The sequence below is a fragment of the Nocardioides sp. genome (assembly GCF_036405735.1).
In the GTDB taxonomy this organism is placed as follows: domain Bacteria; phylum Actinomycetota; class Actinomycetes; order Propionibacteriales; family Nocardioidaceae; genus Nocardioides.
Map to the genome: position 1 here is coordinate 18,215 of NZ_DASWXC010000027.1, position 25,832 is coordinate 44,046.

The 25,832-nt window shown below is 70.7% G+C and carries 22 protein-coding genes; 9 read left to right on the forward strand and 13 right to left on the reverse strand.

What is annotated here, in order from left to right; translation table 11 throughout:
* Nucleotides 1-7: 7 nt before the first annotated feature.
* The 9 genes from proB to VGE38_RS04650 form a co-directional block, all read right to left on the reverse strand.
* Nucleotides 8-1,135 carry a glutamate 5-kinase gene (gene proB, locus VGE38_RS04610; protein ID WP_331141358.1) on the reverse strand — a complete coding sequence of 376 codons (1,128 nt, stop codon included), beginning with the start codon at nucleotides 1,133-1,135 and terminating at the stop codon, nucleotides 8-10.
* Entirely contained in the window at nucleotides 1,132-2,688 is a 1,557-nt protein-coding gene (obgE, locus tag VGE38_RS04615; RefSeq protein ID WP_331141359.1) for a GTPase ObgE, read from the reverse strand. The genes proB and obgE overlap by 4 nt, the downstream gene beginning before the upstream one ends.
* 89 nt (nucleotides 2,689-2,777) lie before the next feature.
* A complete protein-coding gene (rpmA, locus tag VGE38_RS04620; protein ID WP_331141360.1) occupies nucleotides 2,778-3,035 on the reverse strand; it encodes a 50S ribosomal protein L27 in 258 nt (85 codons plus the stop codon).
* 59 nt (nucleotides 3,036-3,094) lie between these two features.
* Nucleotides 3,095-3,397 carry a 50S ribosomal protein L21 gene (gene rplU / locus VGE38_RS04625; RefSeq protein ID WP_331141361.1) on the reverse strand — a complete coding sequence of 101 codons (303 nt, stop codon included), beginning with the start codon at nucleotides 3,395-3,397 and terminating at the stop codon, nucleotides 3,095-3,097.
* A 218-nt stretch (nucleotides 3,398-3,615) separates the two neighbouring features.
* The gene (locus tag VGE38_RS04630) at nucleotides 3,616-6,702 is read right to left on the reverse strand and encodes an Rne/Rng family ribonuclease (protein ID WP_331141362.1); all 3,087 of its coding nucleotides are present in this window, start codon (nucleotides 6,700-6,702) and stop codon (nucleotides 3,616-3,618) included.
* A gap of 401 nt (nucleotides 6,703-7,103) precedes the next feature.
* Nucleotides 7,104-7,457 carry a phosphomannose isomerase type II C-terminal cupin domain gene (locus tag VGE38_RS04635; protein WP_331141363.1) on the reverse strand — a complete coding sequence of 118 codons (354 nt, stop codon included), beginning with the start codon at nucleotides 7,455-7,457 and terminating at the stop codon, nucleotides 7,104-7,106.
* Between the two features lie 49 nt (nucleotides 7,458-7,506).
* Entirely contained in the window at nucleotides 7,507-8,229 is a 723-nt protein-coding gene (locus tag VGE38_RS04640; protein WP_331141364.1) for a TIGR03936 family radical SAM-associated protein, read from the reverse strand.
* A 68-nt stretch (nucleotides 8,230-8,297) separates the two neighbouring features.
* A complete protein-coding gene (locus tag VGE38_RS04645; protein WP_331141365.1) occupies nucleotides 8,298-9,944 on the reverse strand; it encodes a glycosyltransferase family 2 protein in 1,647 nt (548 codons plus the stop codon).
* Nucleotides 9,941-10,255, reverse strand: a complete 315-nt coding sequence (locus VGE38_RS04650; protein ID WP_331141366.1) for a hypothetical protein — start codon at nucleotides 10,253-10,255, stop codon at nucleotides 9,941-9,943. Before VGE38_RS04650 ends, VGE38_RS04645 begins: the two co-directional genes overlap by 4 nt.
* A 158-nt stretch (nucleotides 10,256-10,413) precedes the next feature.
* Here VGE38_RS04650 and VGE38_RS04655 point away from each other — a divergent pair, with 158 nt between their 5' ends.
* Genes VGE38_RS04655 through VGE38_RS04670 form a run of 4 tightly spaced genes read left to right on the forward strand, consistent with a single transcriptional unit; the run spans nucleotide 10,414 to nucleotide 14,932 of the window.
* Nucleotides 10,414-11,559, forward strand: a complete 1,146-nt coding sequence (locus VGE38_RS04655) for a DegT/DnrJ/EryC1/StrS family aminotransferase (protein WP_331141367.1) — start codon at nucleotides 10,414-10,416, stop codon at nucleotides 11,557-11,559.
* A 27-nt stretch (nucleotides 11,560-11,586) separates the two neighbouring features.
* Nucleotides 11,587-12,294: a UDP-N-acetylglucosamine acyltransferase gene (locus tag VGE38_RS04660; protein ID WP_331141368.1), complete on the forward strand. Its 708-nt coding sequence runs from the start codon at nucleotides 11,587-11,589 to the stop codon at nucleotides 12,292-12,294.
* Nucleotides 12,295-12,331: 37 nt separating this feature from the next.
* On the forward strand, nucleotides 12,332-13,435 hold the full coding sequence (locus VGE38_RS04665; protein ID WP_331141369.1) for a DegT/DnrJ/EryC1/StrS family aminotransferase: 1,104 nt from the start codon (nucleotides 12,332-12,334) through the stop codon (nucleotides 13,433-13,435).
* 42 nt (nucleotides 13,436-13,477) lie between these two features.
* Entirely contained in the window at nucleotides 13,478-14,932 is a 1,455-nt protein-coding gene (locus VGE38_RS04670; protein ID WP_331141370.1) for a hypothetical protein, read from the forward strand.
* A 42-nt stretch (nucleotides 14,933-14,974) separates the two neighbouring features.
* Here VGE38_RS04670 and VGE38_RS04675 read toward each other — a convergent pair whose 3' ends face one another.
* Nucleotides 14,975-17,011: a DUF7657 domain-containing protein gene (locus VGE38_RS04675; protein ID WP_422656611.1), complete on the reverse strand. Its 2,037-nt coding sequence runs from the start codon at nucleotides 17,009-17,011 to the stop codon at nucleotides 14,975-14,977.
* A gap of 172 nt (nucleotides 17,012-17,183) precedes the next feature.
* Here VGE38_RS04675 and VGE38_RS04680 point away from each other — a divergent pair, with 172 nt between their 5' ends.
* The 3 genes from VGE38_RS04680 to VGE38_RS17535 are packed head-to-tail and all read left to right on the forward strand — an operon-like array spanning nucleotide 17,184 to nucleotide 19,737.
* Entirely contained in the window at nucleotides 17,184-18,347 is a 1,164-nt protein-coding gene (locus VGE38_RS04680; RefSeq protein WP_331141378.1) for a glycosyltransferase family 4 protein, read from the forward strand.
* Between the two features lie 38 nt (nucleotides 18,348-18,385).
* Nucleotides 18,386-19,306 (forward strand): NAD-dependent epimerase/dehydratase family protein, encoded by a 921-nt coding sequence (locus tag VGE38_RS04685; protein ID WP_331141372.1) that lies wholly within the window; start codon nucleotides 18,386-18,388, stop codon nucleotides 19,304-19,306.
* Complete coding sequence (locus VGE38_RS17535) at nucleotides 19,303-19,737, forward strand: acyltransferase (protein ID WP_414690892.1); 435 nt, start codon at nucleotides 19,303-19,305, stop codon at nucleotides 19,735-19,737. The genes VGE38_RS04685 and VGE38_RS17535 overlap by 4 nt, the downstream gene beginning before the upstream one ends.
* A gap of 66 nt (nucleotides 19,738-19,803) precedes the next feature.
* On the opposite strand, the gene VGE38_RS04695 is transcribed toward VGE38_RS17535, so the two are convergent.
* Entirely contained in the window at nucleotides 19,804-20,760 is a 957-nt protein-coding gene (locus tag VGE38_RS04695) for a Gfo/Idh/MocA family protein (RefSeq protein ID WP_331141373.1), read from the reverse strand.
* Between the two features lie 164 nt (nucleotides 20,761-20,924).
* On the opposite strand from VGE38_RS04695, the gene VGE38_RS04700 reads away from it, so the two are divergent.
* The gene (locus VGE38_RS04700) at nucleotides 20,925-21,905 is read left to right on the forward strand and encodes a lysylphosphatidylglycerol synthase domain-containing protein (protein WP_331141374.1); all 981 of its coding nucleotides are present in this window, start codon (nucleotides 20,925-20,927) and stop codon (nucleotides 21,903-21,905) included.
* A 17-nt stretch (nucleotides 21,906-21,922) separates the two neighbouring features.
* Here the strand turns inward: VGE38_RS04700 and lhgD are convergent, their stop codons facing one another.
* Complete coding sequence (gene lhgD / locus VGE38_RS04705) at nucleotides 21,923-23,122, reverse strand: L-2-hydroxyglutarate dehydrogenase (RefSeq protein ID WP_331141375.1); 1,200 nt, start codon at nucleotides 23,120-23,122, stop codon at nucleotides 21,923-21,925.
* Between the two features lie 180 nt (nucleotides 23,123-23,302).
* Here lhgD and VGE38_RS04710 point away from each other — a divergent pair, with 180 nt between their 5' ends.
* The gene (locus VGE38_RS04710; RefSeq protein WP_331141376.1) at nucleotides 23,303-24,490 is read left to right on the forward strand and encodes an MFS transporter; all 1,188 of its coding nucleotides are present in this window, start codon (nucleotides 23,303-23,305) and stop codon (nucleotides 24,488-24,490) included.
* On the opposite strand, the gene VGE38_RS04715 is transcribed toward VGE38_RS04710, so the two are convergent.
* The coding region (locus VGE38_RS04715; RefSeq protein WP_331141377.1) for a TIGR03960 family B12-binding radical SAM protein at nucleotides 24,477-25,832 on the reverse strand (1,356 nt) is incomplete at its 5' end. The two genes, VGE38_RS04710 and VGE38_RS04715, sit on opposite strands and share 14 nt — an antisense overlap.

Sequence of the window (25,832 nt, forward strand, 5' to 3'; positions counted from 1 at the left end):
GGGTCGACTAGAGCAGGACGAGGTCGTCGCGGTGCACCAGCTCGCGTGCATAGCCGGGGCCCAGGTCGGCCTCCAGCTCGTGCGAGGAGCGGCCGAGCAGCCGCGGCAGCTCGTCGGCGTCGTACGCGACCAGGCCGCGGGCGACGGCGTTGCCGTCAGGGTCGACCAGATCGACGGGGTCACCGGCGTGGAAGCGCCCGGTCGCCCCCGTGACGCCGGCGGCGAGCAGCGAGGCCCCCCGCTCGACGACCGCACGCACGGCACCGGCGTCCAGCGCGATGGAGCCGAGCGGCTCGGTGGCGTGGGCCAGCCACAGCAGCCGGGTCGGCTTGCGGTGCCCGTTGGCGTGGAAGAGCGTGCCGCTGGTCTCCCCGGCCAAGGCAACGGGTGCCTGGTCGGCCGAGGTCAGCACCACCGGGATTCCAGCCTCGGTGGCGATCCGGGCGGCCTCCAGCTTGGTGACCATGCCGCCGGTGCCCACGCCGGCCGCTCCGGCCGTGCCAATCCGCACCCCGCTGAGCTCCGAGACGGCCCGCACCTCGTCGATGCGGCGGCTGCCCGGCTGGTCCGGCGGCGCGTCGTAGAGGCCGTCGACGTCACTGAGCAGGACCAGCAGGTCGGCGTGCACGAGGTGAGCGACCAGCGCGGCGAGCCGGTCGTTGTCCCCGAAGCGGATCTCGGAGGTGGCGACCGTGTCGTTCTCGTTGACGATCGGCAGCACGCCCAGCTCGAGCAGCTTGGCGAAGGTCTGGAAGGCGTTGCGGTAGTGGCTGCGTCGGGTCACGTCGTCGACGGTGAGCAGCACCTGGCCGGCGATCAGGCCGTGCCGGGCCAGCTCCTCGGTGTAGCGGTGCACGAGCAGCCCCTGGCCGACCGAGGCCGCCGCCTGCTGCGCTGCCAGCGACTTGGGTCGCCGCGACAGGCCGAGCGGTGCCAGGCCCGCCGCGATCGCGCCGGAGGAGACCAGCACGACCTCGCTGCCGCGCGCGCGGACGGCCGCCAGCACGTCCACCAGGCCACTCACGCGGGCAGGGTCGATCCCGCCGGCTGCCGTGGTGAGCGAGGAGGAGCCGACCTTGACCACGATGCGGCGCGCGCCGGTCACCGCCGGGCGCCGCTGCTGTGCCGCCGTCATTGGCCCGGGTCGTCCTCGAGCCAGTCGGGGTCCTCGGCGGTCCCGATCTCGTACGACGTCGGGCCGCTCGCCCCGGTGTCGAGCCGTCGCGCCACGTCGGCGCGGGTCTCGGTCTCGGCCCGGTCCTCCATCGCCTCCTGGATGTCACGACGGCGCTGCGCCGCGGGTCGGTCCTCGCGCAGGCGCTGGTCCTCACCGCGGCGGCCGAGCATCTCCGCGCCCGCCTCGATGGAGGGCCGGAAGTCGAAGACGACGGCGTTCTCAGGGGCGCCGATGACGACGGTGTCGCCCTCCTCTGCCCCCAGCTGCACGAGCCGGTCCTCGACGCCGAGCCGGTTGAGCCGGTCGGCCAGGAAGCCGACGGCCTCCTCGTTGCCGAAGTCGGTCTGCCGCACCCAGCGCTCGGGCTTGGCGCCGCGGACGACGAACGCCCGCTCCCCGGAGCCGGTCGAGGCGTCCTTGGTCTCGGTGATCGTGAAGTCGTCGCCACCGTCGACACCCCCGGGGCGCAGCACGATCCGCTTGGCCTCGACCGCCGGGCGCTCGCTGCGGGCGGCCTGCACGATCCCGGCCATCGCGAAGATCAGCTCCTTGATGCCCTCCCCCGAGGCCGCCGAGACCGGGAAGACCCGCAGGCCGCGGGCCCGCAGGTCCTCCACCGTCATGTCGGCGATGTCGCGGCCGTCGGGCACGTCGATCTTGTTGAGCGCGACGAGGCGGGGCCGGTCCTCCAGGCCGCCGTAGCGCGCCAGCTCGTTCTCGATGACGTCGAGGTCGTCGAGCGGGTTGCGGCCGGGCTCGATGGTGGCGGTGTCGAGCACGTGCACCAGCGCGGCACAGCGCTCGATGTGGCGCAGGAACTCGTGGCCGAGTCCGCGACCGTCACTGGCGCCCTCGATCAGGCCGGGCACGTCGGCGACGGTGAAGGTGGTGTCGCCCGCCCGGACCACGCCGAGGTTCGGCACGAGCGTCGTGAACGGGTAGTCGGCGATCTTGGGCCGGGCCCGCGAGATGGCGGCGATCAAGCTCGACTTGCCGGCGCTGGGGAAGCCCACCAGGCCGATGTCGGCCACGACCTTGAGCTCCAGGCCGATCTCCAGCTCCTCGCCAGGCTCGCCCAGCAGCGCGAAGCCCGGCGCCTTGCGCTTGGAGCTGGCCAGCGCGGCGTTGCCGAGGCCGCCGCGGCCGCCCTGCGCGATGACGAGCTCGGTGCCCGCGCCGACCATGTCGGCAAGCACGTTGCCCTGCGCGTCGGTGACCACCGTGCCGTCCGGCACCGGCAGCACCAGGTCGGCGCCGTGGCCGCCGTTGCGGTGCCCGCCCGCGCCCTGGCCACCGTTGGGGGCGGCCCGCTTCGGGCTGTGGTGGTAGTCGATGAGCGTGGTGACGTCGGGGTCGACGCGGAGGATCACCGAACCACCGGGTCCGCCGTTGCCGCCGTCGGGGCCACCGAGGGGCTTGAACTTCTCCCGGTGCACCGACGCCACACCGTTCCCGCCGCGCCCCGCGCGGACGTGCAACCGCACGCGGTCGACGAAGGTGGGCACTGCCATGGGATCAGTCTCTCGATTCTGGGGTCGAAATGGTCGAAGGGCGCCCCGTCGTGGGACGCCCTCCGATCACGATGCTTGGCTGCGGAGCGTCACTCCGCCGCCGGAACGATGTTGACGACCTTGCGGCCGCGCCGCGTGCCGAACTCGACGGCACCGGCAGCAAGGGCGAACAGGGTGTCGTCGCCGCCACGACCGACGTTGGCGCCGGGGTGGAAGTGGGTGCCGCGCTGGCGGACGATGATCTCACCCGCGTTGACGACCTGGCCGCCGAAGCGCTTCACGCCGAGGCGCTGGGCGTTGGAGTCGCGGCCGTTCTTGGTGCTCGCTGCACCCTTCTTGTGTGCCATTACTCAGTCCTTGGAGTTCGTTCGGCGGCTTCGATGGAGCGTGAGGTGATCGGACGCCGTCAGGCGTTGATCGCGGTGACCTTGACCTGGGTGTACTTCTGGCGGTGACCCTGGCGCTTCTTGTAGCCGGTCTTGTTCTTGTACTTCTGGATGATGATCTTCGGGCCCTTGGTGCCACCGAGGACCTCGGCGGTCACCGACGCCTTGTCGAGGCCGGTCGCGCTGACCTTCTCGCCGTCGACGACGAGGACCACGGGCAGCGTGACGGACTCGCCGACGCCGGTCGCGACCTTGTCGATCTCGATGACGTCGCCGACGGCAACCTTCTGCTGGGTGCTGCCAGCCTTCACGATCGCGTACACCGCGGTCTCCTTCATCCTGCTGCGTAAGTCTCTGGGCTGCGGCACGCCTCAACCCCGTGAGCCGGGGGTGGGATGCTCGCTCACAGGCGGGCTCACGAGCGCCGGCACGACGCTGACGAGCACACCGAGGGGCAATACTACGGTTCGGGTCCCGACCCCGCAAAACGGCGGTCGGCACCGAGCACCCTGACGGTGCTCAGGCGGGACTCAGGCGGGGCTCACCGCTTGCGACCGCCCTTCTTCTTCACCGGGACGTGCTCGATGTGGTGCTCATCCCCGTGCTCGTTCCCGTGCTCGCCGCCGGTCTCCTCACCGGCGACCTCCGCGGTGGAGCCGCCGCTGGGCGTCTCCGGCGCGGTGCCGTCGGCGGTGGGCGTGACCGCGCGGGTGACGCCCCGGCGGGTCCGGGTGACCACCTTCGGCGGCTCGGGGGCGCGCTCCGGCTCGGGTACGACGGGCTCGGGCTCGGCCACCGCAGCGGCCTCGATCACCGTGGCCTCGCCGGTGGAGACCACGGCACGGCTCGCACCGCGACGCGACCGGGTCCGGGTCACGACCTTAGGGCCCTCCCCCCCAGCCGGCACGACGGCGTCGGTGGCCTCGGTCACTGGGTCCTGGTCGGCCTGGTCGGTGGTCTCGACGCGACTCGCTTCGCTCGGAGGCTCGACCACCGAGTGGGTCTCGGGCTCGTGCCGCGGCATGGCGGCGATGTCCTTCGGCGTCGGGACGACCGGCTTGGACTCGGCGACGGCCTCCTCGTTGCCACCCTTGCCTCGACCGCCCCGGTTGCGGCGTCCGCGCCGGCCACCCTCGTCGGGCGCCACGCCGGACCCGCCGCCCTCGACCGGGTGGTCGTGGATGACGATGCCGCGGCCCTGGCAGTGCGAGCAGTTCTCGGAGAACGCCTCGACCAGCCCGGTGCCGATCCGCTTGCGGGTCATCTGCACCAGACCCAGCGACGTGACCTCGGCGACCTGGTGGCGGGTGCGGTCGCGGCCCAGGCACTCGACCAGGCGGCGCAGCACCAGGTCGCGGTTGGACTCGAGCACCATGTCGATGAAGTCGACGACGATGATGCCGCCGATGTCGCGCAGCCGGAGCTGGCGCACGATCTCCTCGGCCGCCTCGAGGTTGTTCTTGGTGACCGTCTCCTCCAGGTTGCCGCCGGAGCCGGTGAACTTGCCGGTGTTGACGTCGACGACGGTCATCGCCTCGGTGCGGTCGATGATGAGCGAGCCGCCGGAGGGCAGCCAGACCTTGCGGTCGAGCGCCTTGGCGATCTGCTCCTCGACGCGGTACGCCGCGAAGACATCCTTGCCGGTGTCGTCGGCGTCGTAGCGCTCGAGACGCTCGCCGAGGTCGGGCGCCACGTGGTCGACGTACCCCTTGACCGTCTCCCAGGCGTCGTCGCCCTGGATGACCAGCTTGGCGAAGTCCTCGGTAAACAGGTCGCGGACGACCTTGAGGGTCAGGTCCGGCTCGCCGTACAGCAGCTGCGGCGCGTTGCCGCCCTTGCCACCGTCCTTGCCACCGGACTTGCTCTCGATGTCCTCCCAGCGGGCCTTGAGCCGCTCGACGTCGCGGGTCAGCTCCTCCTCGCTGGCTCCCTCGGCGGCGGTGCGGACGATGACGCCGGCGGTGTCGGGGACGATCTCCTTGAGCAGCGACTTGAGCCGGTTGCGCTCGGTGTCGGGCAGCTTGCGCGAGATGCCGCTGGTGGTGCCGTCGGGCACGTAGACCAGGAAGCGGCCGGCCAGGCTGATCTGGCTGGTCAGGCGGGCGCCCTTGTGCCCGATCGGGTCCTTGGTGACCTGAACGAGCACCGGCTGACCGCTGGTCAGGACCGACTCGATCTTGCGCGGCTGACCCTCCTTGTGGCCGAGCGCGGCCCAGTTCACCTCGCCGGCGTACAGGACCGCGTTACGGCCCTTGCCGATGTCGATGAAGGCGGCCTCCATCGACGGCAGCACGTTCTGGACCCGGCCCAGGTAGATGTTGCCGATGATCGAGGTCTGCGACTCGCGGGCGACGTAGTGCTCGACGAGGACCTTGTCCTCGAGCACGCCGATCTGCGTCAGGTCGCCCCGCTGACGGATGACCATGACGCGCTCGACGGACTCGCGGCGGGCGAGGAACTCCGCCTCGCTGACGATCGGGGCACGGCGCCGGCCGGCCTCGCGGCCCTCGCGGCGGCGCTGCTTCTTGGCCTCGAGCCGGGTGGAGCCGGAGACGGCCGTGATCTGCTGCTCCAGCGGGCGGGACTCGCGCACCCGGGTGACCGTGCTGACGCCCGGCTCGTCGTCGTCGGCGTCACCGGCCTCCCCCGCGCGACGACGGCGGCGCCGGCGCCGGGTGGAGCCGCCCGAGGTCTCCTCGGCGGCGTCGTCGGCCTGCTCCTCAGCCGCCTCGTCGGACTGCTCGGCCTGGTCTCCCTCGTCACCGGACGCGGCGTCCTCCGCTGCCGCGCCGTTGGCCTCGTCCGTGGCCTCACCGTTGCCGGCCGGCTTGCGGCGACGACGGCCGCCGCGGCGGCGACGACGACGGGCCGGGCCGCCCTCCCCGGTGGCCTCGTCGCTCTCGTCGCCCTCGTCGCTCTCGGAGCCCTCGGCGTCCAACTCCTCGGCGGTCTCCGCCTCGGTCGTCTCGGCGGCCACCTCGGCAGCCGGCGCGACACCCTCCTCTACCGCGACCGGCTCAACGGGCTCCGCCGGCTCCGTCTCGTCGACCGGCTCCTCGAGCGGCTCCACGGCAGGGGCCGAGGCGGGCTTCTTGCGGGTCCGCTTGGGCTTGGCCGCCGTGGCGTCGGGCGCCTGGAAGAGCGGGAGCGTGGCGGATGTCTCCGGCCCTGTCTCCGGCACAGCCTCGGACGCGGGCTCGGGTGCGGCCGCGGCCTTCTTGGTGGTACGGCGGGCCGGCTTCCGCTCCGCCGTCGCAGCGGTCCCGGCGGCCTCAGCGGTGTCGGCCGCCTCAGCGGTGTCGGCGACCGCCGTCTTCTTCGCAGCGGTCTTCTTGGCCGGCGCCTTCTTCGCGGTGGTCTTCTTGGCGGCCGCCTTCTTGGCCGGAGCCTTCTTCGCCGGCGCGTCGGCGGCGGCGTCGGCGTCGGCGACCGGCGCCTCCGCGACCGGGCCGCTCTCGCCGGGGGTGTCCAGCGGCAGCGTCTCGTCGGCCGGGGCGGCCTTCTTGGCGGCCGTCTTCTTGGCGGGCGCCTTCTTCGCGGCCGCCTTCTTGGCCGGAGCCTTCTTCGCAGCCGCCTTCTTCGCGGGGGCCTGGGTCGTGCCGGTGGTCTCGACGGAGTCGTCGGGCATGTGCTGCTCCTCTGCCCCGCCGCGCGAGCGCGGCCGGACGTGTCGTACGCCGCGACCCGCGTGCTCAGGGCCGTCGACGAAAAAGCCTGTCGATGGCGGCGACTCGCCCCGCACCCGCGCGCCGGGGACCTCGAACGTCGCCTCCGCGGTCGCCTGCCCTGTGTCCTACCGTGGCGGATCGCTGTCACCGATCTGCCGGGCCGCGTCGCGGTCTGGCGACGACCGTGCCTCCGGCGTGTCGCCGCGCTGCCCCGAGGAGCCCGCGCCGACGGATGAGTCGTCGGGTCCACACCCCCGCCCACTCGTCCCTGACGGGTGGAGAGTGGCGTCGACCACGGCGAGTATCGCACACCGGTGTCTGGATCCGGGCCGCGACGCGACGCGTCCCGGTCAGCGACGCGTCAGGCTCCCGCCCGACCGAAGTCGTCCTCGAGGCGCACGATGTCGTCCTCGCCGAGGTAGGGGCCGCGCATCACCTCGATGATCACCAGCTCGGTGTCCTCCGCGTTGCCGATCCGGTGAGCGGCGCCGACCGGTACGTCGATGCACTCACCCACGCCGGCGGCGACGGTCTCGCCGTCGATCACGCAGGTGGCCCGGCCGCGGGCGACCACCCAGTGCTCGGCGCGGTGCTCGTGGGTCTGGTACGACAGCCGCGCGCCGGGGAGCACGGTGATCCGCTTGACCTTGAACCCGTCCCCCTCGTCGAGCACCTGCCAGGTGCCCCACGGCCGACTGTCGCGCTCCCCGATCACGAGGGCAACCCTAGGCGATGGCGCGGCTCAGCAGGGGCGAAGTGTGACGTCATGGCCGCAGCGGGTCGCCGACGGTGCGCGCGGCCTCGTCGTACGGCCCCTGGCTGAGCCGGGTCAGCAGCGGGAGCCCACCGTGCTCCGGGCCGACCTGGAGGCCGGCGACGGCGGTGAGGCCGCTGATGACGTCGTCGGGACGCACCGCGGGCGTGCCGTGGCGCAGCAGCAGGGAGAGCCGGGTGCCGGTCCCTCGCGGGGCCGCCTCCAGGCTGACCACCGCGGCCCGGCAGTCGAAGCTGCGCAGTCCCTTCTTCGTCATCCGCTCCACGGGCACCTCGTCGCACGCCAGGAACGCCGCCACGGCGGCCTCCACCTGCGCCGTCGGCAGCGGCAGGTCGATCAGCCAGGTGCTCGCCTGCAGCAGGTCGGCCAGGGAGCCGCCCGGCGACTCGACCACCTCGACGACGTCCAGCCCGTCGGGCAGCGCCTCCTCCAGCTGCGCCTGCACGGCGGCCGGGTCGACAACCTGGGCGAGCGCGATCTCGACGTACTCCGCCTCGCTGGCCGAGCCGGTGGGCGCCGCGCCCGCGTACGAGATGCGGGGGTGCGGGTTGAAGCCGCTGGAGTAGGCCATCGGGATCCGGGCTCGGAAGATCGCGCGCTCGAAGGCCCGGCTGAAGTCGCGGTGGCTGGTGAACCGCAGCCGGCCGCGCTTGGCGTAGCGGATCCGAAGCCGTTGGACCGGCGGGGCTTGCTGCTCGGGCTGTTCACGCACGGCGCAAGGGTAGGCCGGATGCCACCGTCATCCTCGTGCAGGGCGTCCTGGCCGCTTCTCCTGAGGTCTCAGCCGGGCAACCCCAGACCTCGGCGCCGCGCCTCCAGCGCCTTCCGGCGCCGCTGCGACGGTGTGAGCGGGAGGTCCGGGTACACCGGGGTGAAGGGATCGCGGTCCGGAACGCCCCATCTGTTGTGGATGAACCGGAACTCCTTGGGGAACACCTCGGTCTCGCGGGTCTGCGACTCGAAGTGGAAGAGTTCACACCCGGGCAGGTACAGCATCCGGTATCCCTTGCGGGCGACCTTGTAGCTCAGGTCAACGTCGTTGAAGCTGACGGGCAAGCCCTCCGGCAGACCGCCGACCTCGAGGTAGACCTCGCGACGCATCGCGATACATGCGCCGGTCAGACCGGTGACCTCGCGGTTGAGGAGCAACTCCCGGAACTGGCCCGGGAAGTCACGCTCCTGCTCGCGGAAAGGGTGGTGGTAGCCGCCCCGAAGGAAGGCTAGGCCGGCGTGCTGGATCGACGTATTGCTGAAGAGCAATTTCGCACCAGTCATCCCGACGTCGGGCTCCTCGAGCGGGCCGAGCAGCTCGTCGACCCACCCCTCGGTGATCACCTCGACGTCGTCGTTGAGCAGGATCAGCCGGTCACCGGAGGACGCGAGCACGCCGAAGTTGACCTTGCGGCTGTAGTTGAACCTCTCGTGGAACGGGACAAGGACGAGCGATGAGCCGGCGATCTCCCACAGTTGGTCGAGCACCTCCTGGGGCGTGGGGTCGTCGTAGACGACGACGATCTCCAGGTTCTCGGGATGCCTGGCCTTGGCGATCGCGGAGCGGACGGCCTCGACGACGAGCACGCGGGATCGGCCCCACACCATGGCGGAGGAGCCGATGGTCGGGATCACCACGCTGGTTCGGCGCTCGCCGGACACCGGCCGGCGTAGGACGGAGTAGAGTCCCGACGCCTTGGTGAGGACCTCGGCGTCGATTCCCATCCGCACGACGTGCTCGGCGACCGCCCTGCGTCCTGCCTCGGCCGCGTACGGCTTGGCGTCGAGCTCCGCCGCCGCCGACCCGGGAATCGTGCGCCAGTGGTAGAGCACCTCGGGGATGTGGACGATCCGCCGCGCCACCTCGGTGACCCGGAGGATCAGATCGTGATCCTGGGAGCCGTCGAACCCTTCGCGGAAGCCGCCGACACGACGCACCGCCTCCGTCCGTAGCACCGAGAAGTGGCAACAGTAGTTCTGGGCGCGGAGCCGCTCCGGCGACCACGTGGGCTTCTCGAAGCGGTCGAAGAACCGGCCACGGTCGTCGATCTTGTCCTCGTCGGAGTAGAGGTAGTCGACGTCGTCGTGCTCAGCGATGACCTGGGCATTCCTCGCGAGGGCCTTGGGCGTGAGCAGGTCGTCGTGGTCCAGCAGCCCGATGAACTCGCCACGCGCCGCGTCGATCCCGTCGTTCGAGGCGCGCACGATGTGACCGTTCTCGGCACGCTCGATCACCCGGATGCGAGGGTCTCGCGCAGCGAAGCGGCGCAGCGTCTCGCGCACGGCGGGCTCGGGCGAGCAGTCGTCGACGAGGATGAGCTCCCAGTCGTCGTACGTCTGGGCCAGGACGGACTCGATGGTCTCGGCGAGCACGTCGACCGGGGGGTTGTAGACCGGCGTAACGATCGAGATCAGTGGCGCAGGACGATCGCTCATCCGCGCCGACCCCGGATCGGACGGGTCACAGCGCGGCCGACCTTCCAGGTGGTTGATGCGCGGATGGCGGCGATCTCCTTGTCGCGTTCGGCGACCTTCTCCCTCAGCGCACGGATCTTGCTGCGGCTGCGGCGCAGGTCCAGCTCGAGCCGCGCGATCGTCGCCTCGAGGCCGATGACGTGGTCGACGGCGGTCAGCGCCTCGTGCTTGGCCAGCATGGCGGCATCGTCGAGCTCGACGATCCGAGCGTCGGCCGGCGCCGAGGCCGGAGTCGTCGTCGCGTCAGCGCTGGAAGGGTTCTGGGAAGTCATGCGGGTGCCTGAGTCTCCAGTCGAGATCGGTCCATCGGGCAGCGCCACACTACTGGACCTCGGCCCGCTGGGTGCTCGGCGTGAGGCTGCCGACTTCGACTTGGGGCGGCGGGCGCGCACTAGTACGTTACGCCGAGGTTCTCAGGAAGGTGCCGCTCATGCAGTCCACTCGACAGGTCGCCCTCGGTCAACCGACCGTCGGCGAGGAGGAGATCGAAGCTCTCCGCGAGGTCTTCGCGAGCGGTTGGCTCTCCGGCGCAGGTCCGACCTGCGTGACGTTCGAGGGTGAGTTCGCGGCGGCGGTCGGAACGTCCCACGCGCTCGCCACCTCCAACTGCGGGTCGGCGCTGCACCTGGCGCTCCAGGTGTTGGGCGCCAGCACGGGCGACGAGGTCATCGTCGCCGACTACACGTTTCCCGCAACGGGGCACGCCGTGATGTGGACGGGCGCAACCCCGGTCTTCGCCGATGTGCGGCCCGACATCGGCACCATCGACGTGGCGGCTGCCGCCGCGCTCATCACGGAGCGCACCGTCGGCATCGTCGCCGTGGACGTCGTCGGCCAGCCCGCCGACTACGACGAGCTGAACGCGCTCGCCACGAAGCACGGACTCTGGCTGCTGGAAGACGCCGCGTGCTCCGCCGGCGCGAGCTACAAGGGACGTCCCGCCGGTAGCCTCGCCGACCTGGCCGCGTTCAGCTTCCACGGTCGCAAGGGCATCACCGCCGGTGAGGGTGGTGCTTTGGTCGGGAATGACAGCGCGCGGATGACCCTCGCCCGGAAGCTGCACACCTATGGCATCGCGCCAGCGGTCAGCCGTGAGGGCAGCACCGCGCTCGCCGTTCCGTCGTTCGACATGGCCGGATACAACTACCGGATGTCGGACGTGCAGGCCGCGATGATGCGGGTCCAGCTCCGGCGGCTCCCGGACCTCGTGGCCGCCCGGTCCGCCGCAGCTGACGGCTACGCCGAGCGCCTGAAGGGCGTGGACGGCATCCACCTCCCTGTCGTGCTCGATGACCGGACCCACCCGTGGCAGTCCTACCTCGTCACCGCAGATGAGACCGTGGACCGCGACGCGGTGGTGATGGCTCTGCGCGAGCGCGGCGTCGGCAGCAACTTCGGAACCTACGCCTCCCACGTCCAGCCGGTCTACGGCTCCCGCACGGAGTGCCCGGTGTCGGCGCGCTTGTTCGCTACGCAGTTCGCCCTGCCGATGCACGCCAATCTCGTCGCCGACGATCTTGACCATGTCGCCGAGCAACTGCGCGACGTACTGGCCGACCCCGCCGTTCGGCGCTGAGCGCCGCGAACGAGGGAGACGACCAGGATGCCCCTGACCGCCGCGTCCAACAGGATCCACCCCACGGCCGTGATCGGCCCCGAGGTCCAGCTCGGGGAGCGCAACGTGGTCGGCCCGTACTGCGTCCTGCAGGGCCCGGTCACCATCGGTGACGACAACTACCTCGCCTCCCACGTGGTGATCGGCGGCGCCGGCGAGGTCCGGGGCCACGCCATGACCGCGTCCTGGGAGGAGCCGTTCGACGGTGGTCCGGTGCAGATCGGGTCGCGCAACGTGCTCAAGGAGTTCGTCACCATCAGCGGCGGCTGGGCCGGACGGACGACGCTCGGCGATGACTGCTTCGTGATGACCAAGGTCCACATCAACCACGACGGTCGGATCGGCGACGAGGTGACGCTCTCGGCGATGGCCGTGACCGCCGGCCACGTGACGGTCGAGGAAGGTGCCAACCTGGGCCTCGGCGTCGTCGTGCACCAGCGCCTCACCGTGCCGGCCGGCTCGATGGTCGGCATGCAGTCGGCGGTCACGAACGAGCTGCCGCCGTACGCCGTGAGCATGGGCGTCCCCGCCCGTCCTGCCCGCCTGAATACCTACCGGCTCGACAAGCTCGACGTACCCCGCGACCAGCACGCGGCGCTGGCCGCTGTCGTGCTCGAAGGATCGCGCGACACCTCCGGCCTCGACGCCCGCCTCCGTGGCGCGGTCGAGGCGTGGCTCGACCGCACGCTGTGCTGACCACCTCTCTCACCCACCGCTGCACGAAAGGCACCACATGTCCGCCGAGTTCATCCCGCCCGCCAAGCCGATCATCGGTGACGAGGAGCGGGCCGCCGTCGACCGTGTCATGCGCTCGGGCATGGTGGCACAGGGGCCCGAGGTCGCAGCGTTCGAGCAGGAGTTCGGTGACGTAGTGCTCTCGGGCCGCACCGCCGTCGCCGTCAACTCAGGCACCTCCGGGCTGCACCTGGGTCTCCTCGCCGCGGGCATCGGCCCGGGCGACGAGGTCATCGTCCCGTCCTTCACCTTCGCGGCAACCGCCAACTCGGTGGCGCTCACCGGCGCCACCCCGGTCTTCGCCGACATCGAGCCCGACTACTTCTGCCTTGACGCCGACAGCGTGCGTGCCGCGATCACCAGCCGGACCAAGGCCATCATGCCGGTGCACCTCTACGGTCACCCCGCGAACGTCGACGCCCTGCGTGCCGTCGCCGACGAGCACGGTCTCCATCTCTTCGAGGACGCCGCCCAGGCACACCTGGCCACGTGGCGGGGCGAACGCGTCGGCACCTTCGGCGACTTCGCGATGTTCAGTCTCTACCCCACCAAGAACATGACGTCCGGCGAGGGCGGCATGGTCGCCTGCGCGACCGACCAGCTGGCCCGGATGGTGCGGCTGCTGCGCAACCAGGGCATGGAGCGTCAGTACGCCAACGAGGTCGTCGGCTTCAACGCCCGGATGACCGACATCCACGCGGCGATCGGTCGTGTCCAGCTCACCAAGGTCGAGGGCTGGACGAAGACCCGGCAGCAGAACGCCGCCTTCCTCGACCAGCACCTCGAGGGCGTGGCGGTGCCGGCCGTCGCGGAGCACGCCACACACGTCTACCACCAATACACGATCAAGGTGGATGCTGCCGAGCGCGACGGCATCGTCGGTGCCCTGCGCGAGGAGCACAAGATCGGGACCGGCGTCTACTACCCGATCCCCAACCATCAACTGAGTTCCCTCACGCGCTTCGCCGAGAGGCTCACCCTCCCGGTCACCCAGCAGGTCGCCGGCGAGGTCATCTCGCTGCCGGTGCACCCCTCCCTCACCGAGGCGGACCTCGAGCGCATCGTCGCCGCCGTCAACGCCACGGTGCGGGCCGGCTCGTGAGCACAGCCGGCGCTCCTCTTCCGGGGACCGTCGAACGCCGTCGTGGGTAACCGCCGGGCAATCCCGGTCCGCGCTCGGCCGGGGCCCGCACGACGCGACGTCCTGACGGTGCTGCTGACCGGCGCACTGGTCGTCTACCTCCTCGGCTCACTGCTCCGCTTCGCCGTCGACGACCATCCGCTGTCGTTCGTCGACGAGCACGTCCACCTCGACACGCAGTTCAAGGTCCACGAGGGCAGCTATCCCCATCGGGGAGCGGTGTACGGCGAAGCGCTGATCCGGGAATGGGCCTGCGGGGCGGGCCATCAGGCCGGGCCACCGCTCGTGCCCTGCTCCGATCCGACGCTGGGGCCGGAGGACCTCCCCTCCGGCCAGTACACCTCGGGCTACATCCACTACCCCACCTACTTCCTGGGCGGGGAGGCGTTCCGCCGGGTGGTGGAGGTTGCGGCGGGCCCTCGGTATCCGCTCGACGTCTACCGGGCCTACGCGGCCGTCGTGCTGGCGCTCGGCGTGGCGCTGTGCGGCGCGCTCGCCTGGCGCCTGCTGCGGCTGAGGGGAGCCGCTCTGGTCGCCGCGACGCTGGTCCCTGTCGCGTCCTCGCAGTTCCTCATGTTCGGCACCCTGGTCAACCCGATGGCGAGCGCCGTGCTCGCGGGCGCTCTGATCGCCGGCGCGGGGTTGCGCTGGGTGCTGAGCGGGCGAGGCTACTGGTGGCTCGTCGCCGCCACGGCCGCCGCGGCGGGCGTAGCGGTCACGAACTCCCTCCCCGCGGGCGCCTTCGTGATCGCGATCGTGGCAGCGATCGTCCTGCGGCGGGTCGGCCGGAACGTCGACACCCGGTGGCGACCGCGCTGGTGGCACGCGGCCGTGCTGGCAGCAGTGCTGGTGGCGCCGATCGCGGTGTTCGGGCAGGTCAACTCTCGCCGCGCGACGGTCTCGAACGGCACGCTCTACGGCTTCTACGACTTCGATTCATGGACCTCTGTTCTCGTTGGTGCCGTCCGCGAGCTCGCCACGTTCCATGGCCCGTGGCTGGAGGTGGAGGTACTCAACGCCGCCGAGGGTGACACGGTCACACGCTTCGTCCGTGCCCTCGGCTACGGCATCCCCTTGTGGGTCACTATCGTGGTCGTCGGCAGCATCGTGCTCGGGGCGTTCACGCGACCGCGGGCCGTCGAGCCCGGTGCCACCGCTGACGCCGCCCAAACCGCTCACATCGCCGTGGCTGCGACCGGCGGCCGGCCGGCGTCAGCGCTGGCCGTGCTAGCGGCCTCGACGCTCGCCGCCGTCGTCCTCTATCCACCCGCCATGCGCATCTCCAACGCGCTGACGATGGGGTTCGACAACGGGGTCGTGGCGCGCTACACGATGGCGTTCACGCCGCTGCTGGTCTGGCTCGCCCTGCTCGTCACCCAAGACCGGCCCGGCATCGCGCGCGTGCTGGCCGTGCTCGGGACGGTGGGCCTGCTGTCGGTCGGCGCGACCGCCTGGTGAGCCGGCCGCCGCCCGGTTCCCGGCCCGGGCGGCAGGCACCGGTCAGGCCTCGGCCAGCCGGTAGACGTACTGCGTCACGCCGTTCCAGGTGAACTTGCCGACCCGCGTAGTGCACGCGCTGCGGACCGGCACCTCCGCCACGATCCGACTGATCCGGAACGGGCTGCTCGCGAGCCAGCAGGCGTCGGTGTGCACGCGGACGACGTCATTGTGGGCCTCGATGATCTCCGGCGGCGCGCCCGGCGGCTTGTCGAAGGCGAACAGCAGATAGCTGGCGCCACGGTTCCAGACCCGCTCGTAGCGTCGGTCCGGGTCGACGAACTCCCACTGCTCGGCGACGGGCCCGGTGACCTGGTAGCCGCTGAGCAACGGCACCCCGTTGGCGACCAGCAGCGCGTTGGCCGCCATGTTGTCGGTCACCATCCGGGTTCCGCTCGCGACCTCCTGCGCACGGAACTCGCGGGCCCGATCGGCTGCGGCACTGGTGCGGACCTCGCCGAGCCCGAACATGATCGGGTTCGCGTCGACGTGCGCGGCCAGGCTGACCGTCGCGGCCAGCGCGACGGGGACCCAGCTGGCCGGGAACCGGACGAACGTCCATACCAGAACGGCCGTCACCGCGGTCGCGAGCCAGACCTGCCACAGCGGCAGCTCGGGGATGACCCGGGTCAGGTCTGCGACGGCGTATCCGGTGACGACCGCCGCGACAACCGCGACGGTCAGCGCACGGGAGCTGCGCCGGTCACCGACGCCCTCCTCCTTGCCGGCCGGCGCTGTGGCGGGCTGCTTGGCCCACGCCGACAGCACCAGACACATGGCAATCGCTGCAGCGAAGCCGACCGTCTGGGCGGCTCGACCCGGCATGATGGCGCTGAGTCCTGGAAGCGATCTGCCGACGGCCCCCCAGTTGAAGATCGTCCAGGCGACGAAGCACCCGGTGACGAGGGCGAGGCCGAAGATCGCCGCCTTCTCACGCCGTGGAAGTGTGCGGCGGACCGCCGGCCACAGCAACAGCGCCACGAGTCCGCAAAGGAGGTAGGCGGTGCTCACCTCACTCTGGTTCGGCCCTGGCAGGGCAGCGAAGCGTTCGAGTTCGAAGAGCCCCGGAGCGCCGAAGAGCCAGTACGGCGGCAGCGCAGTTCCGGTGGAGCGCCGCTGCCCTGGGTAGACCGTGTTGAGCTCGGCGTGGAGAGCGTCCCAGTTCTCCCAGAAGACTCCGATGAGCAACGTGAGGGCGACCGTGGCACCGACCCCGACCGCCAGAAGCGCGGACCGGCGCCCCGCGCGCTCGCGCACCAAGAAGAGCCCGGTGGCGAGGACGAGCGGCACGCCGATGGTGAGCGACCATGGCACGTAGTAGGTGACGAGGCGCGCGAGCAGTATGCCTGCCAGGGCTGCCAGCAGGAACCCGCGGACCCATTGACGCCGGACGAGTCGCTCGCTGGCCAGGACCACCACGTAGCATCCGGCCGCGGCCAGGCCGAGGATCCGGATGGGCATGAAGGACCACCAGACGGCGGACGGCGCCAGGAAGCAGAGCACGACCGCGAGCCACGACATCGGCCGGTTCGCGCCGAGGCGGCGCAGCAGCGGCGGCAGGAAGAGTGCGAGCAGCAGCCAGTGATAGCCACGGAACGCGGCGAACAGCATCGCGTCGGGAAGCCACTCCCCCAGACGCAGCAGGTTCCCTTCCAGGAAGAGCAGTGACTCGAGGGGCGAGCCGGACGAGACCTGGTAGATCAGGTCTGGGCCATTAGACAGTGGGGAGGTCATCGACGAGCCGTTGGCCAGGGTCGCCAACTCGATCGGCGCCGCGGTCAGCCACTCGTCCGAACGGATTGCGAGCGGTTCGCCGATCATGCCCTCGTACGGTCCCGTGAGCGACCGACGCAGCATCCCGAGCGACGAGGTCGTCATACCCGAGATGACGATGGCGAGGTAGCCGAGAACCGGGAGGATGACCTCGAGACGATCCGCCCAGCGGCCGCGGATGCGCCACCCGGGACTCGGGGGCAGCGGCTCGGGTGCGACGTCGTTCCGGTCGTCCAGGGCGTGCCGCCCCTGCGCCGTGGTGGTGATGACGGACTCCTTCGACTCTGACCGGACCGGCGATCAGGGTAACGGCAGCGTCGCTGACACACCGACTGATTGCGGACGTTCGCCTCGTCATCGTTAGGGTGGGGCGGCTTGTCCGGATGGAATGGGGACCTAGGTGCGCATCGTCGTCGTGAACAACTTCTACCCGCCCCGAGTGGGCGGCAGTTCGCACTTGAGCGACGCCCTCGCTCGTGGGTACGCGGCACGGGGACACGAGGTACTCGTGATCACCGCCGCGTACGACGATGCCCCCGCCGAAGAGTGGCGCAACGGCGTCCGGGTGGTGCGCCTGCCGGCCGTCATGCTCCCGGAGACCAAGCTTGCCGTCTCGTTCGATCTGTCGTTCGCGACTCGGCCTGGCCTCCGGCGGCGGTTGGCTCGGCTACTGGACGACTTCGGTCCGGACGCCATCCATCAACATGGCCAGTTCATGGACCTCACCTGGGCCACCGGTGCCTACGCCCGCCGACGCGGCATCCCGGCCCTCCTGAGCGTCCACACGCGACTCGAGAACCCGTCCGCGCGCTATCACCACGTCTTCCGCGGGCTCGACGCCACCCTGGTGGCGCCCCGGCTGCGCCGCTACCGGCCCAACATCGTGGTCATGGACTCCTACATGCAGGAGTACATCCACCGGCGGTATCGCGGCGGGTGGAGCGAGCTGACCCCGATCCCGGTCGGCGTCGATCCTTCCTGGATCCGTTCGGGCTCGGCCGAGCGGGGCCGGGAACTGATCGGCGTGGGACCAGGGGTGCCGATCATCCTGTCGGTTGGCCACGTGATCCCGCTTCGCGACCGGCTCGGCCTCGTCGAGGCGCTGCCGTCCATCCTCGAGCGGCACCCCGATGCGGTGCTCGCCGTCGCGGGCCGGGTCTACTACGACGTCTTCCTCCAGCGGGCAGAGGAGCTCGGTGTCGCGCACGCCGTCCGTGCGCTCGGGGCTGTCCCGAAGTCCGACGTGCCCCATCTCTTCGCGGCCGCCACCGTCGAGTCCCACGAGCAGGGACACGGCTTGGGCACTGCCACCCTGGAGTCGATGGCCGCGGGCGTCCCAGTCGTCGCGTGGGGCCGGATCGACAACTTCCCCGGCATCCCGATGATCGACGGCACCCACATCTTCATGTGCGACACCGGCGATGTCGCTGGCCTCGCGGGGCGCCTCATCCGCGCTCTCGACGACCCCGCCGCGACCCGCCTTGTCGGCCAGAACGCCCGCGCCATCGTCGACGAGCACTTCACGCTCGAGCGGGTGCTGGACCGCCACCTTGAGGTCCTCGCCTCCATGGCGAGCGACCGCACTCCCGTCCCGACCCGTTGACCAGCGCCACCCGCACACTCCAGAGGAGAACCACCAGCATGAGCTCGAAGGAAACCGTCTTCTTCACCGGCGGTGCCGGCTTCATCGGCATGCACGTCATCCCGATGCTGCTCGAGAAGGACTACAAGGTACGGGTCTTCGACAACATGTTCCGCGGCGACCGCGACGCCGTGGCCGCCCTCGGCGACGACGTCGAGCTCATCGATCAGGACGTCCGGTACGGCGGCGCCGTCCACGCCGCGATGAAGGGCTGCAGCAAGGTCATCCATGCTGCCGCCGTGTCGATCAACAAGAGCCAGGCCGACCCGTACGAGTCGATGGACATCAACATGATCGGCAACCACAACGTGTTCGCCGCCGCTGCCGACCTGGGCGTCGAACGCCTGGTCTACTGCTCGTCCGCCTCGGTGTACGGCGACCCCGAGAAGTTGCCGATGCACGAGGATGACCAGCTGGATCCGCTCACGCCCTACTGCATCGCGAAGCGCGCCGGCGAGGACCTGCTCGGGTTCTACGAGCGACGGGCCGGACTGTCCTGGATCGCCCTGCGGTTCTTCAACGTCTACGGCCCCGGCCAGAAGACGACGGCGTACTACACCTCGGTCATCAACCACTTCGTCAACCGCATCAAGAACGGCGAGCCACCGGTCATCGACGGCAAGGGCGAGCAGTCCATGGACTTCGTCCACGTCCACGACATCGCCCGAGCCGTGGTGCTCGCGCTCCATGCGGAGAAGGACAACGTCCCGGTCAATATCGGCACCGGCGTCGACACCTCCATCGCCGACCTGGCGCGCATCCTCATCGATGCTGTGGGCGCTGACGTGGAGCCGATCTTCAACCCGCGCGACGTGCTCGTCAGCCGTCGTGCAGCGGACATGACGAGGGCCGAGGAGATCCTCGGCTTCAAGCCGACGATCGACGTCACCGACGGCATGACGGACCTCATCCGGGCATGAGCGCCTCGCTGCCCCCCAACCCGTGGAACGACCACGCCTGGGTCGTCGGCGATCCCCAGGTTGGCGAAGGCACCTGGATCGGAGCCTTCACCGTGATCGACGCGTCCGGCGGGCTCACGATCGGCAGCGGTTGCGACATCTCCTCGGGAGTGCAGATCTACACCCACTCGTCGGCCAAGCGCTGCGTCTCCGGACGCCGGTCCTCCGAGGTCGAGCGCCAGCCGGTCACGATCGGCGATCGGGTCTTCATCGGCGCGGGTGCCGTGGTGAACATGGGCGTGACGATCGGTGACGAGGCTGTCGTGGCGGCCGGAGCGGTCGTGACCCGCGACGTGCCGGCGCGCACGGTGGTCGCCGGCGTGCCGGCCCGACCGGTCGCCGACGTGGACCTCTCCGATCCGGGCGACCCGACCTTCGTGCCACACAGCTGAGCGACAGATGCCAAGAGCGCGTGGCCGTCCCTTCCGGCCGACCACGCGCTCTTCGTCGTGGTGACGTCAGGCCGAGCGAAGCGAGACGACCTCGTCCACGACGCGGTGCGCCGGCAGGATCGAGGCGCGCTCCTCGTCCATGTCGACCTTGCCCTCGATCAGGTCGACGAAGTGGTTCAGCTGGCCGACCAGCGGCTCGACACCGGAGATCTCCGGCACCTCCATCTCGGTGAACTGACGGAACCCGCTGTGGCCCTCGTCGGCCTCGATCGTCGAGTGGCGGTAGCTCGTCAGCCCTCGGCGCAGCAGGTCGACCTCGATCATGCGGTCGAGCTCCTGGATCACCATGCTCCGGACCTTGGTCTGGCCCAGCCTGCTCGCCGACACCGACGCGATCCCACCTGCGAAGCCCATCGTGGTCTCGACGACGTCTTCCGCACCAGGGACCGATGAGGCGTGGAACTGCCCGGCCCGCACATCGAGGGCCTCAGGGTGCCGACCTCCGAAGGCGCGCACGACCAGGTCGACGTCGTGCACGAGCAGATCCCACGCCACGCCCGTCTTGATCCGGGGCGCGTACGGCGAGTGACGGGTCGAGCGGACGTAGACAGGTGCCTCGACCATTCGCATGGCGACCTGAACGGCTGGGTTGAAGCGCTCGAGCAGACCGCACATCAGCGGCGTACCGGCCTTGGCGGATGCCTCGACCAACTCCTGGGTCTGTTCCAGCGACGGGCACACGGGCTTCTCGACCAGTACCGGAAGGCCCGCCGCGATCACCTGCTGCACGAGGCCGTAGTGGTACTCCGTCGGCGCCGCGACGACCACCGCGCCAATCTCGTCAAGGCCTGTCATCTCCGGAACCCACGCCGCGCCGTATAGCTCGGCCGTACGCCGCCCGGCCGCCTCGTCAGGGTCGATGACCATGGCGAGTTCGGTGCGGTCACCAGCAGCGATCACACGGGCGTGGTTCTTCCCCATCGAGCCGGAGCCGATGAGGGCGATCTTGAGCGGAGCAGTCATGCGCAGCCTTGGTCGGTCGGGGATGTGGACGCGGGGCACCTTATCCTCAGCGCGGCGCCGGTGAGACTTTCCCACCCCGCTGGGGCAAGATGTGGCGGGTGCCGTCTCCGAAAGGGTCAACTGCGTCCACCACGCCGACAAGCGATGTGGCTACCGCGGAGCAGTTGCCGAGCCACCACACGCTGAGGGGGCGCCTCTTCCACTGGGGCCGCATACTGCTCGTGCTGGCCGTGGTCGCCGCCGCGGTGTGGACGGTTCAGAACCACTGGGCAGAGGTTCGCGGCACCATCGTCGAGATGTCCTGGCGGGACTGGGTCCCGGCTTTCCTCGTGCTGCCGGTCGCGATCGGTCTATCCACAATGAGCTGGCAGCTGCTCGTCGACGAACTCGGCGAGCCGATCGGCGTCTCCCGTGGCGCTCAGATCTTCCTCGTTGGCCAGCTCGGCAAGTACTTGCCCGGTTCGGTGTGGGCCTACGTGCTTCAGATGGAGCTGGGCCGACGCGCCGGCCTGGCGCGCGCCCGGGTCTTCACCGCCACGTTGTTCTCCCTGGCCGTCGCCGTGGTGGCGGCGCTGGTGTGCGGCGTGCTCGCGATCCCCTCGCTGAGTGCGAACGACGAGGCGCTCGAGCCGCTCCGCTGGCTCTACCTCCTGCTTCCCATCGGCCTGGTCTGCCTGCATCCCCGCATCCTCGACAGGCTTGTCGAGCTTGCCTTCCGCATTCTGCGGCGGCCACCGCTCGACCACCCCGTGCGGGGCCGCGCGGTGCTGCTCTCGCTGCTTGCCGCCATCGGGTCCTACGTCGCCTTCGGCCTGCACCTGTGGCTCCTGGCGCACGGCAGCAGCGGCGAGGCCAGCATAGGGTTGCTGCGGCTCTGTGTCGGGGCGATGGCAGCGGCGATGATCTCGGGGCTCTTCTTCTTCGTCCTGCCCTCCGGCGCTGGGGTGCGAGAGCTCGTGATCGTGACCGCGTTGACGCCGTACGTCGGCACCGGACCCGCGATCGCGCTAGCAGCGGTCAGCAGAGTGCTCCTCACCGTCGCCGACCTGGTCACTGCGTCCGTGTCCGCGACGCTGGGTGTCATCGAGCGGCGGCGCCACGGGCCGATCCACCACGACCCCGGCATCGGTGACGACGAGGTCTGATCGCCGCCGGCCCAGCGTCAGCCGCGGACGGCGGCGACCCGGTCGACGATCATGCCGGCGATCGGCAGGGCCGAGGTCGCCGCCGGGGACGGCGCGTTGACCACGTGCAGGCTGCGAGGGGTGTCGCGCAGCAGGAAGTCGTGCACGAACGTGCCGTCCCGCATCACCGCCTGAGCCCGGATCCCGGCCTCCCGCGGCGTGAGGTCGTCGAGTCGGAGCTCCGGGCAGTACTTCTGGCAGAGCTTCAGATAGGCGCGCTTCGACAGCGAGTTGCGCATCTCGCGCGCCCCGGTCCGGACGTTGGCCCTGGCCACCCGCCACATGCCCGGGAACCGGACGATGTCCCAGAAGTCGCGGCGGTCGAAGGAGAGCTTCGGGTAGCGCTCCCGCGCCAGGCCGAGCACCGCGTTAGGCCCGACGTTGAGCCCACCGTCGACCGTCGGGGTCAGATGGACGCCCAGGAAAGGCAGCTCCGGGTCCGGGATGGGATAGATGAGCGTCGAGACGAGGTCGGCGCGCGTGGGACGCACGTCGTAGTACTCGCCGCGAAAAGGGACCATGGCGAAGTCAACGTCGAGGCCCGCCATCGCCGCGACCCGGTCGGCCTGGATGCCGGCACAGAAGACGGCGTGGTCGCCGTTCACCTCTCCGCTCGTCGTCGTGAGCGTGATCCCGTCGGGCCTCTCGTCGATGCGCGTCAGTCGGGTGCCTAGCATGAGACTGCCGCCGGCGTCCTCGACGAGGCCGCCGAGCCGCTGGGTGATCGCGCCGTAGTCGGTGATGCCGGTGGAAGCGATGTGCAGGGCCCCCAGCCCGACGACGCGGGGTTCGCGCTCCCGCAGCTCCTCGGCCGAGAGGACCGTCGCGGGAATCCTGTTGGCCACGGCTCGCTCCGCCAGCGCGTACATGCCGGCGAGCTCCCTCGCGTCAGTCGCGACGAGCAGCTTGCCAGTGCGGCGCCACGCGATGTCGTGCTCCTCTGCGAACCGCTCGGTGGCGGCGACGCCCTCACGGCACAGCTGGGCCTTCAGACTGCCCGGCGCGTAGTAGATGCCCGAGTGGATCACGCCGCTGTTGTGGCCGGTCTGGTGACGCCCCAGCGCGGGCTCCTTTTCCACGAGAAGCACCCGGCGCTCGGGGAAGCGGGTTGCCAGCGTCCACGCCGTCGCGGCGCCGACGATGCCGCCACCGACGACGATGTGATCGAACTTCTCCACCCTGGGTCCTTCCGGTCGTCTCGCAGCGCCCGACGTCGCTGCGCCATTCGTATCACTCGGACCCGCCAGGGCCTGCTCGGGGCGTCTCCGGATGGTGAGGCTGTGTTCCATCCCACCGACGGCCGTGCCTGATCCGAGCCGGGTTCATCCACGCTCGATCCGCCTGCGAGGATCCACGGGGTGAGCCGCCGTACCCATCTCCTCGCGCTCGCCGCGATCCTGCTCCTCGCGGTGAACCTGCGACCGGCCGCGGTCAGCGTCGGGCCGGTCCTGGCCGACCTGCGCCCGGGTGGGACCGGCCTCGGCATGGGCGCGGGAGCGGCCGGGCTGCTCACCTCACTCCCCGTGATCGCCTTCGCGGTCGTCGGCTCGTCGGCCCCCTGGCTGGCTCGACGGTTCGGCGTGCACCGGGTGACCCTGGTCGGGTTGCTCGCCGTGACCGTCGGCCTGGTCGCGCGCAGCCTCGCGGGCGGCACGCCGACGTTCCTGCTGCTCTCGCTCGTCGCGCTCGGCGGCATGGCCCTGGCGAACGTGCTGCTGCCCTCGCTGGTGAAGCTGCACTTCCCGGACCGCGTCGGACGCGTCACTGCGCTCTACACCACGCTGCTCGCCGTCGGGCTCACGCTGGCGTTGACGCTGACCGTGCCGATCTCCAGCTCGCTGGGGAGCTGGCGCTGGGGACTGGCGGCGTGGGGCCTGCTGGCGGTCGCCGCGATGATCCCGTGGCTGCCGATGCTGGTCCACGACCGGAGCATCGAGCCGGCCCCCCGGATCGGGTTCCTCGAGGTGCTGCGCACCCCGATCGCGCTGGCCATGGTCGGCTTCTTCGGCTGCCAGTCACTCCAGGCGTACGTCGTCTTCGGCTGGTTCCCCACGGTGTGGCGCGACGCCGGCTACACCGCCGCGCAGGCCGGAGCGCTGGTCGGGGTCGTCGCGGCGACCTCCATCCCGCTGTCGCTGTGGGCACCGGCGGCGCTGGCGCGCACCAGCCGTCCGGCGCTGCTCGTGCTGGGGATCATGGCGTGCTACCCGATCGGCTACGCCGGCCTGCTGGTGGCGCCGTACGACCTGGCGATCCTGTGGGCGGTGCTCGTCGGCGTGGGCTCCGCCTGCTTCCCGCTGGTGCTGGTCCTCATCAACCTGCGCTCGCGCACGCCGGCCGGGACCGCGACGCTCTCGAGCGTCACGCAGTCGCTGGGCTACCTGCTGGCGGCGACCGGCCCGTATGCGATCGGCCTGCTGCACGACCGGACCGGCGGCTGGACCGTCCCGCTGTGGACGCTGATCGCCGTCAACGTCCCGCAGCTGCTGCTGGCGCTCTACGCGGTGCGGCCGGTGTTCGTGGAGGACCAGCTCAGACGACGCTGAGCGGCAGCAGCTTCTGACCGGTCGGCCCGATCTGGATCTCGGTGCCCATCTCCGGGCAGACGCCGCAGTCGTAGCACGGCGTCCAGCGGCAGTCCTCGACCTCGATCTCCTCGCCGCGGGCGGCTGCGAGGGCGTCCTCCCAGTCGGCCCACAGCCAGTCTTTGTCGAGGCCGGAGTCGAGGTGGTCCCAGGGCAGCACCTCGTCGAGCTCGCGCTCGCGGGTGGTGAACCAGTCGACGTCGACGCCGGTCCCGGCCAGCGCCTGCTCGGCGGACATCATCCAGCGGTCGTAGGAGAAGTGCTCGCTCCAGCCGTCGAACCGGCCGCCGTCGCGCCAGACCGCCTCGATGATGCGGCCCACCCGGCGGTCGCCGCGGGAGAGCAGTCCCTCGACCACGCCGGGCTTGCCGTCGTGGTAGCGGAAGCCGATGGCGCGGCCGAACCGCTTGTCGGACTGCACCTCCTGGCGCAGCTTGCGCAGCCGCTCATCGGTGGTCTCGTGGTCGAGCTGTGCCGCCCACTGGAACGGCGTGTGCGGCTTCGGCACGAAGCCGCCGATGGAGACGGTGCAGCGGATGTCGTTGCGGCCGGAGACCTCGCGGCCCTTGGCGATGACCTTCTTGGCGAGGTCGGCGATGGCCAGCACGTCCTCGTCGGTCTCGGTCGGGAGCCCGCACATGAAGTACAGCTTCACCTGGCGCCAGCCGTGGGAGTACGCCGTCGCGACGGTGCGGATGAGGTCCTCCTCGGTCACCATCTTGTTGATGACCTTCCGCATCCGCTCCGAGCCGCCCTCGGGGGCGAAGGTCAGACCCGACCGCCGGCCGTTGCGGGAGAACTCGTTCGCCAGGGTGATGTTGAAGGCGTCGACCCGCGTCGAGGGCAGCGACAGCGAGACGTTGGACCCCTCGTAGCGGTCGGCGAGGCCGTTGGCCAGGTCGCCGATCTCGGTGTGGTCGGCGCTGGAGAGCGAGAGCAGGCCGACCTCCTCGAAGCCGGACTTGCGGATGCCGTTCTCCACCATGTCGCCGATGGTCTGGATCGACCGCTCTCGCACCGGGCGGGTGATCATGCCGGCCTGGCAGAACCGGCAGCCGCGGGTGCAGCCGCGGAAGATCTCGACGGAGAACCGCTCGTGCACGGTCTCGGCCAGCGGCACCAGCGGGTTGCGCGGGTAGGGCCAGGCGTCGAGGTCCATCAGCGTGTGCTTGCTGACCCGGAACGGGATGCCGGGCCGGTTCGGGACGACGGCCTCGATGGTGCCGTCGGCGGCGTACGCCACGTCGTAGAACCGCGGCACGTAGATGTTGCCGCTGACCGCGAGCCGGCGCAGCACCTCGTC

What these genes read in the sequence shown, in the direction of transcription:
- proB (WP_331141358.1), bottom strand. Translation starts at nt 1,135, where the DNA reads ATGACGGCGGCACAGCAGCGGCGCCCGGCGGTGACCGGCGCGCGCCGC.
- obgE (WP_331141359.1), bottom strand. Translation starts at nt 2,688, where the DNA reads ATGGCAGTGCCCACCTTCGTCGACCGCGTGCGGTTGCACGTCCGCGCG.
- rpmA (WP_331141360.1), bottom strand. Translation starts at nt 3,035, where the DNA reads ATGGCACACAAGAAGGGTGCAGCGAGCACCAAGAACGGCCGCGACTCC.
- VGE38_RS04630 (WP_331141362.1), bottom strand. Translation starts at nt 6,702, where the DNA reads ATGCCCGACGACTCCGTCGAGACCACCGGCACGACCCAGGCCCCCGCG.
- VGE38_RS04645 (WP_331141365.1), bottom strand. Translation starts at nt 9,944, where the DNA reads ATGAGCGATCGTCCTGCGCCACTGATCTCGATCGTTACGCCGGTCTAC.
- VGE38_RS04650 (WP_331141366.1), bottom strand. Translation starts at nt 10,255, where the DNA reads ATGACTTCCCAGAACCCTTCCAGCGCTGACGCGACGACGACTCCGGCC.
- VGE38_RS04655 (WP_331141367.1), top strand. Translation starts at nt 10,414, where the DNA reads ATGCAGTCCACTCGACAGGTCGCCCTCGGTCAACCGACCGTCGGCGAG.
- VGE38_RS04660 (WP_331141368.1), top strand. Translation starts at nt 11,587, where the DNA reads ATGCCCCTGACCGCCGCGTCCAACAGGATCCACCCCACGGCCGTGATC.
- VGE38_RS04665 (WP_331141369.1), top strand. Translation starts at nt 12,332, where the DNA reads ATGTCCGCCGAGTTCATCCCGCCCGCCAAGCCGATCATCGGTGACGAG.
- VGE38_RS04685 (WP_331141372.1), top strand. Translation starts at nt 18,386, where the DNA reads ATGAGCTCGAAGGAAACCGTCTTCTTCACCGGCGGTGCCGGCTTCATC.
- VGE38_RS17535 (WP_414690892.1), top strand. Translation starts at nt 19,303, where the DNA reads ATGAGCGCCTCGCTGCCCCCCAACCCGTGGAACGACCACGCCTGGGTC.
- VGE38_RS04695 (WP_331141373.1), bottom strand. Translation starts at nt 20,760, where the DNA reads ATGACTGCTCCGCTCAAGATCGCCCTCATCGGCTCCGGCTCGATGGGG.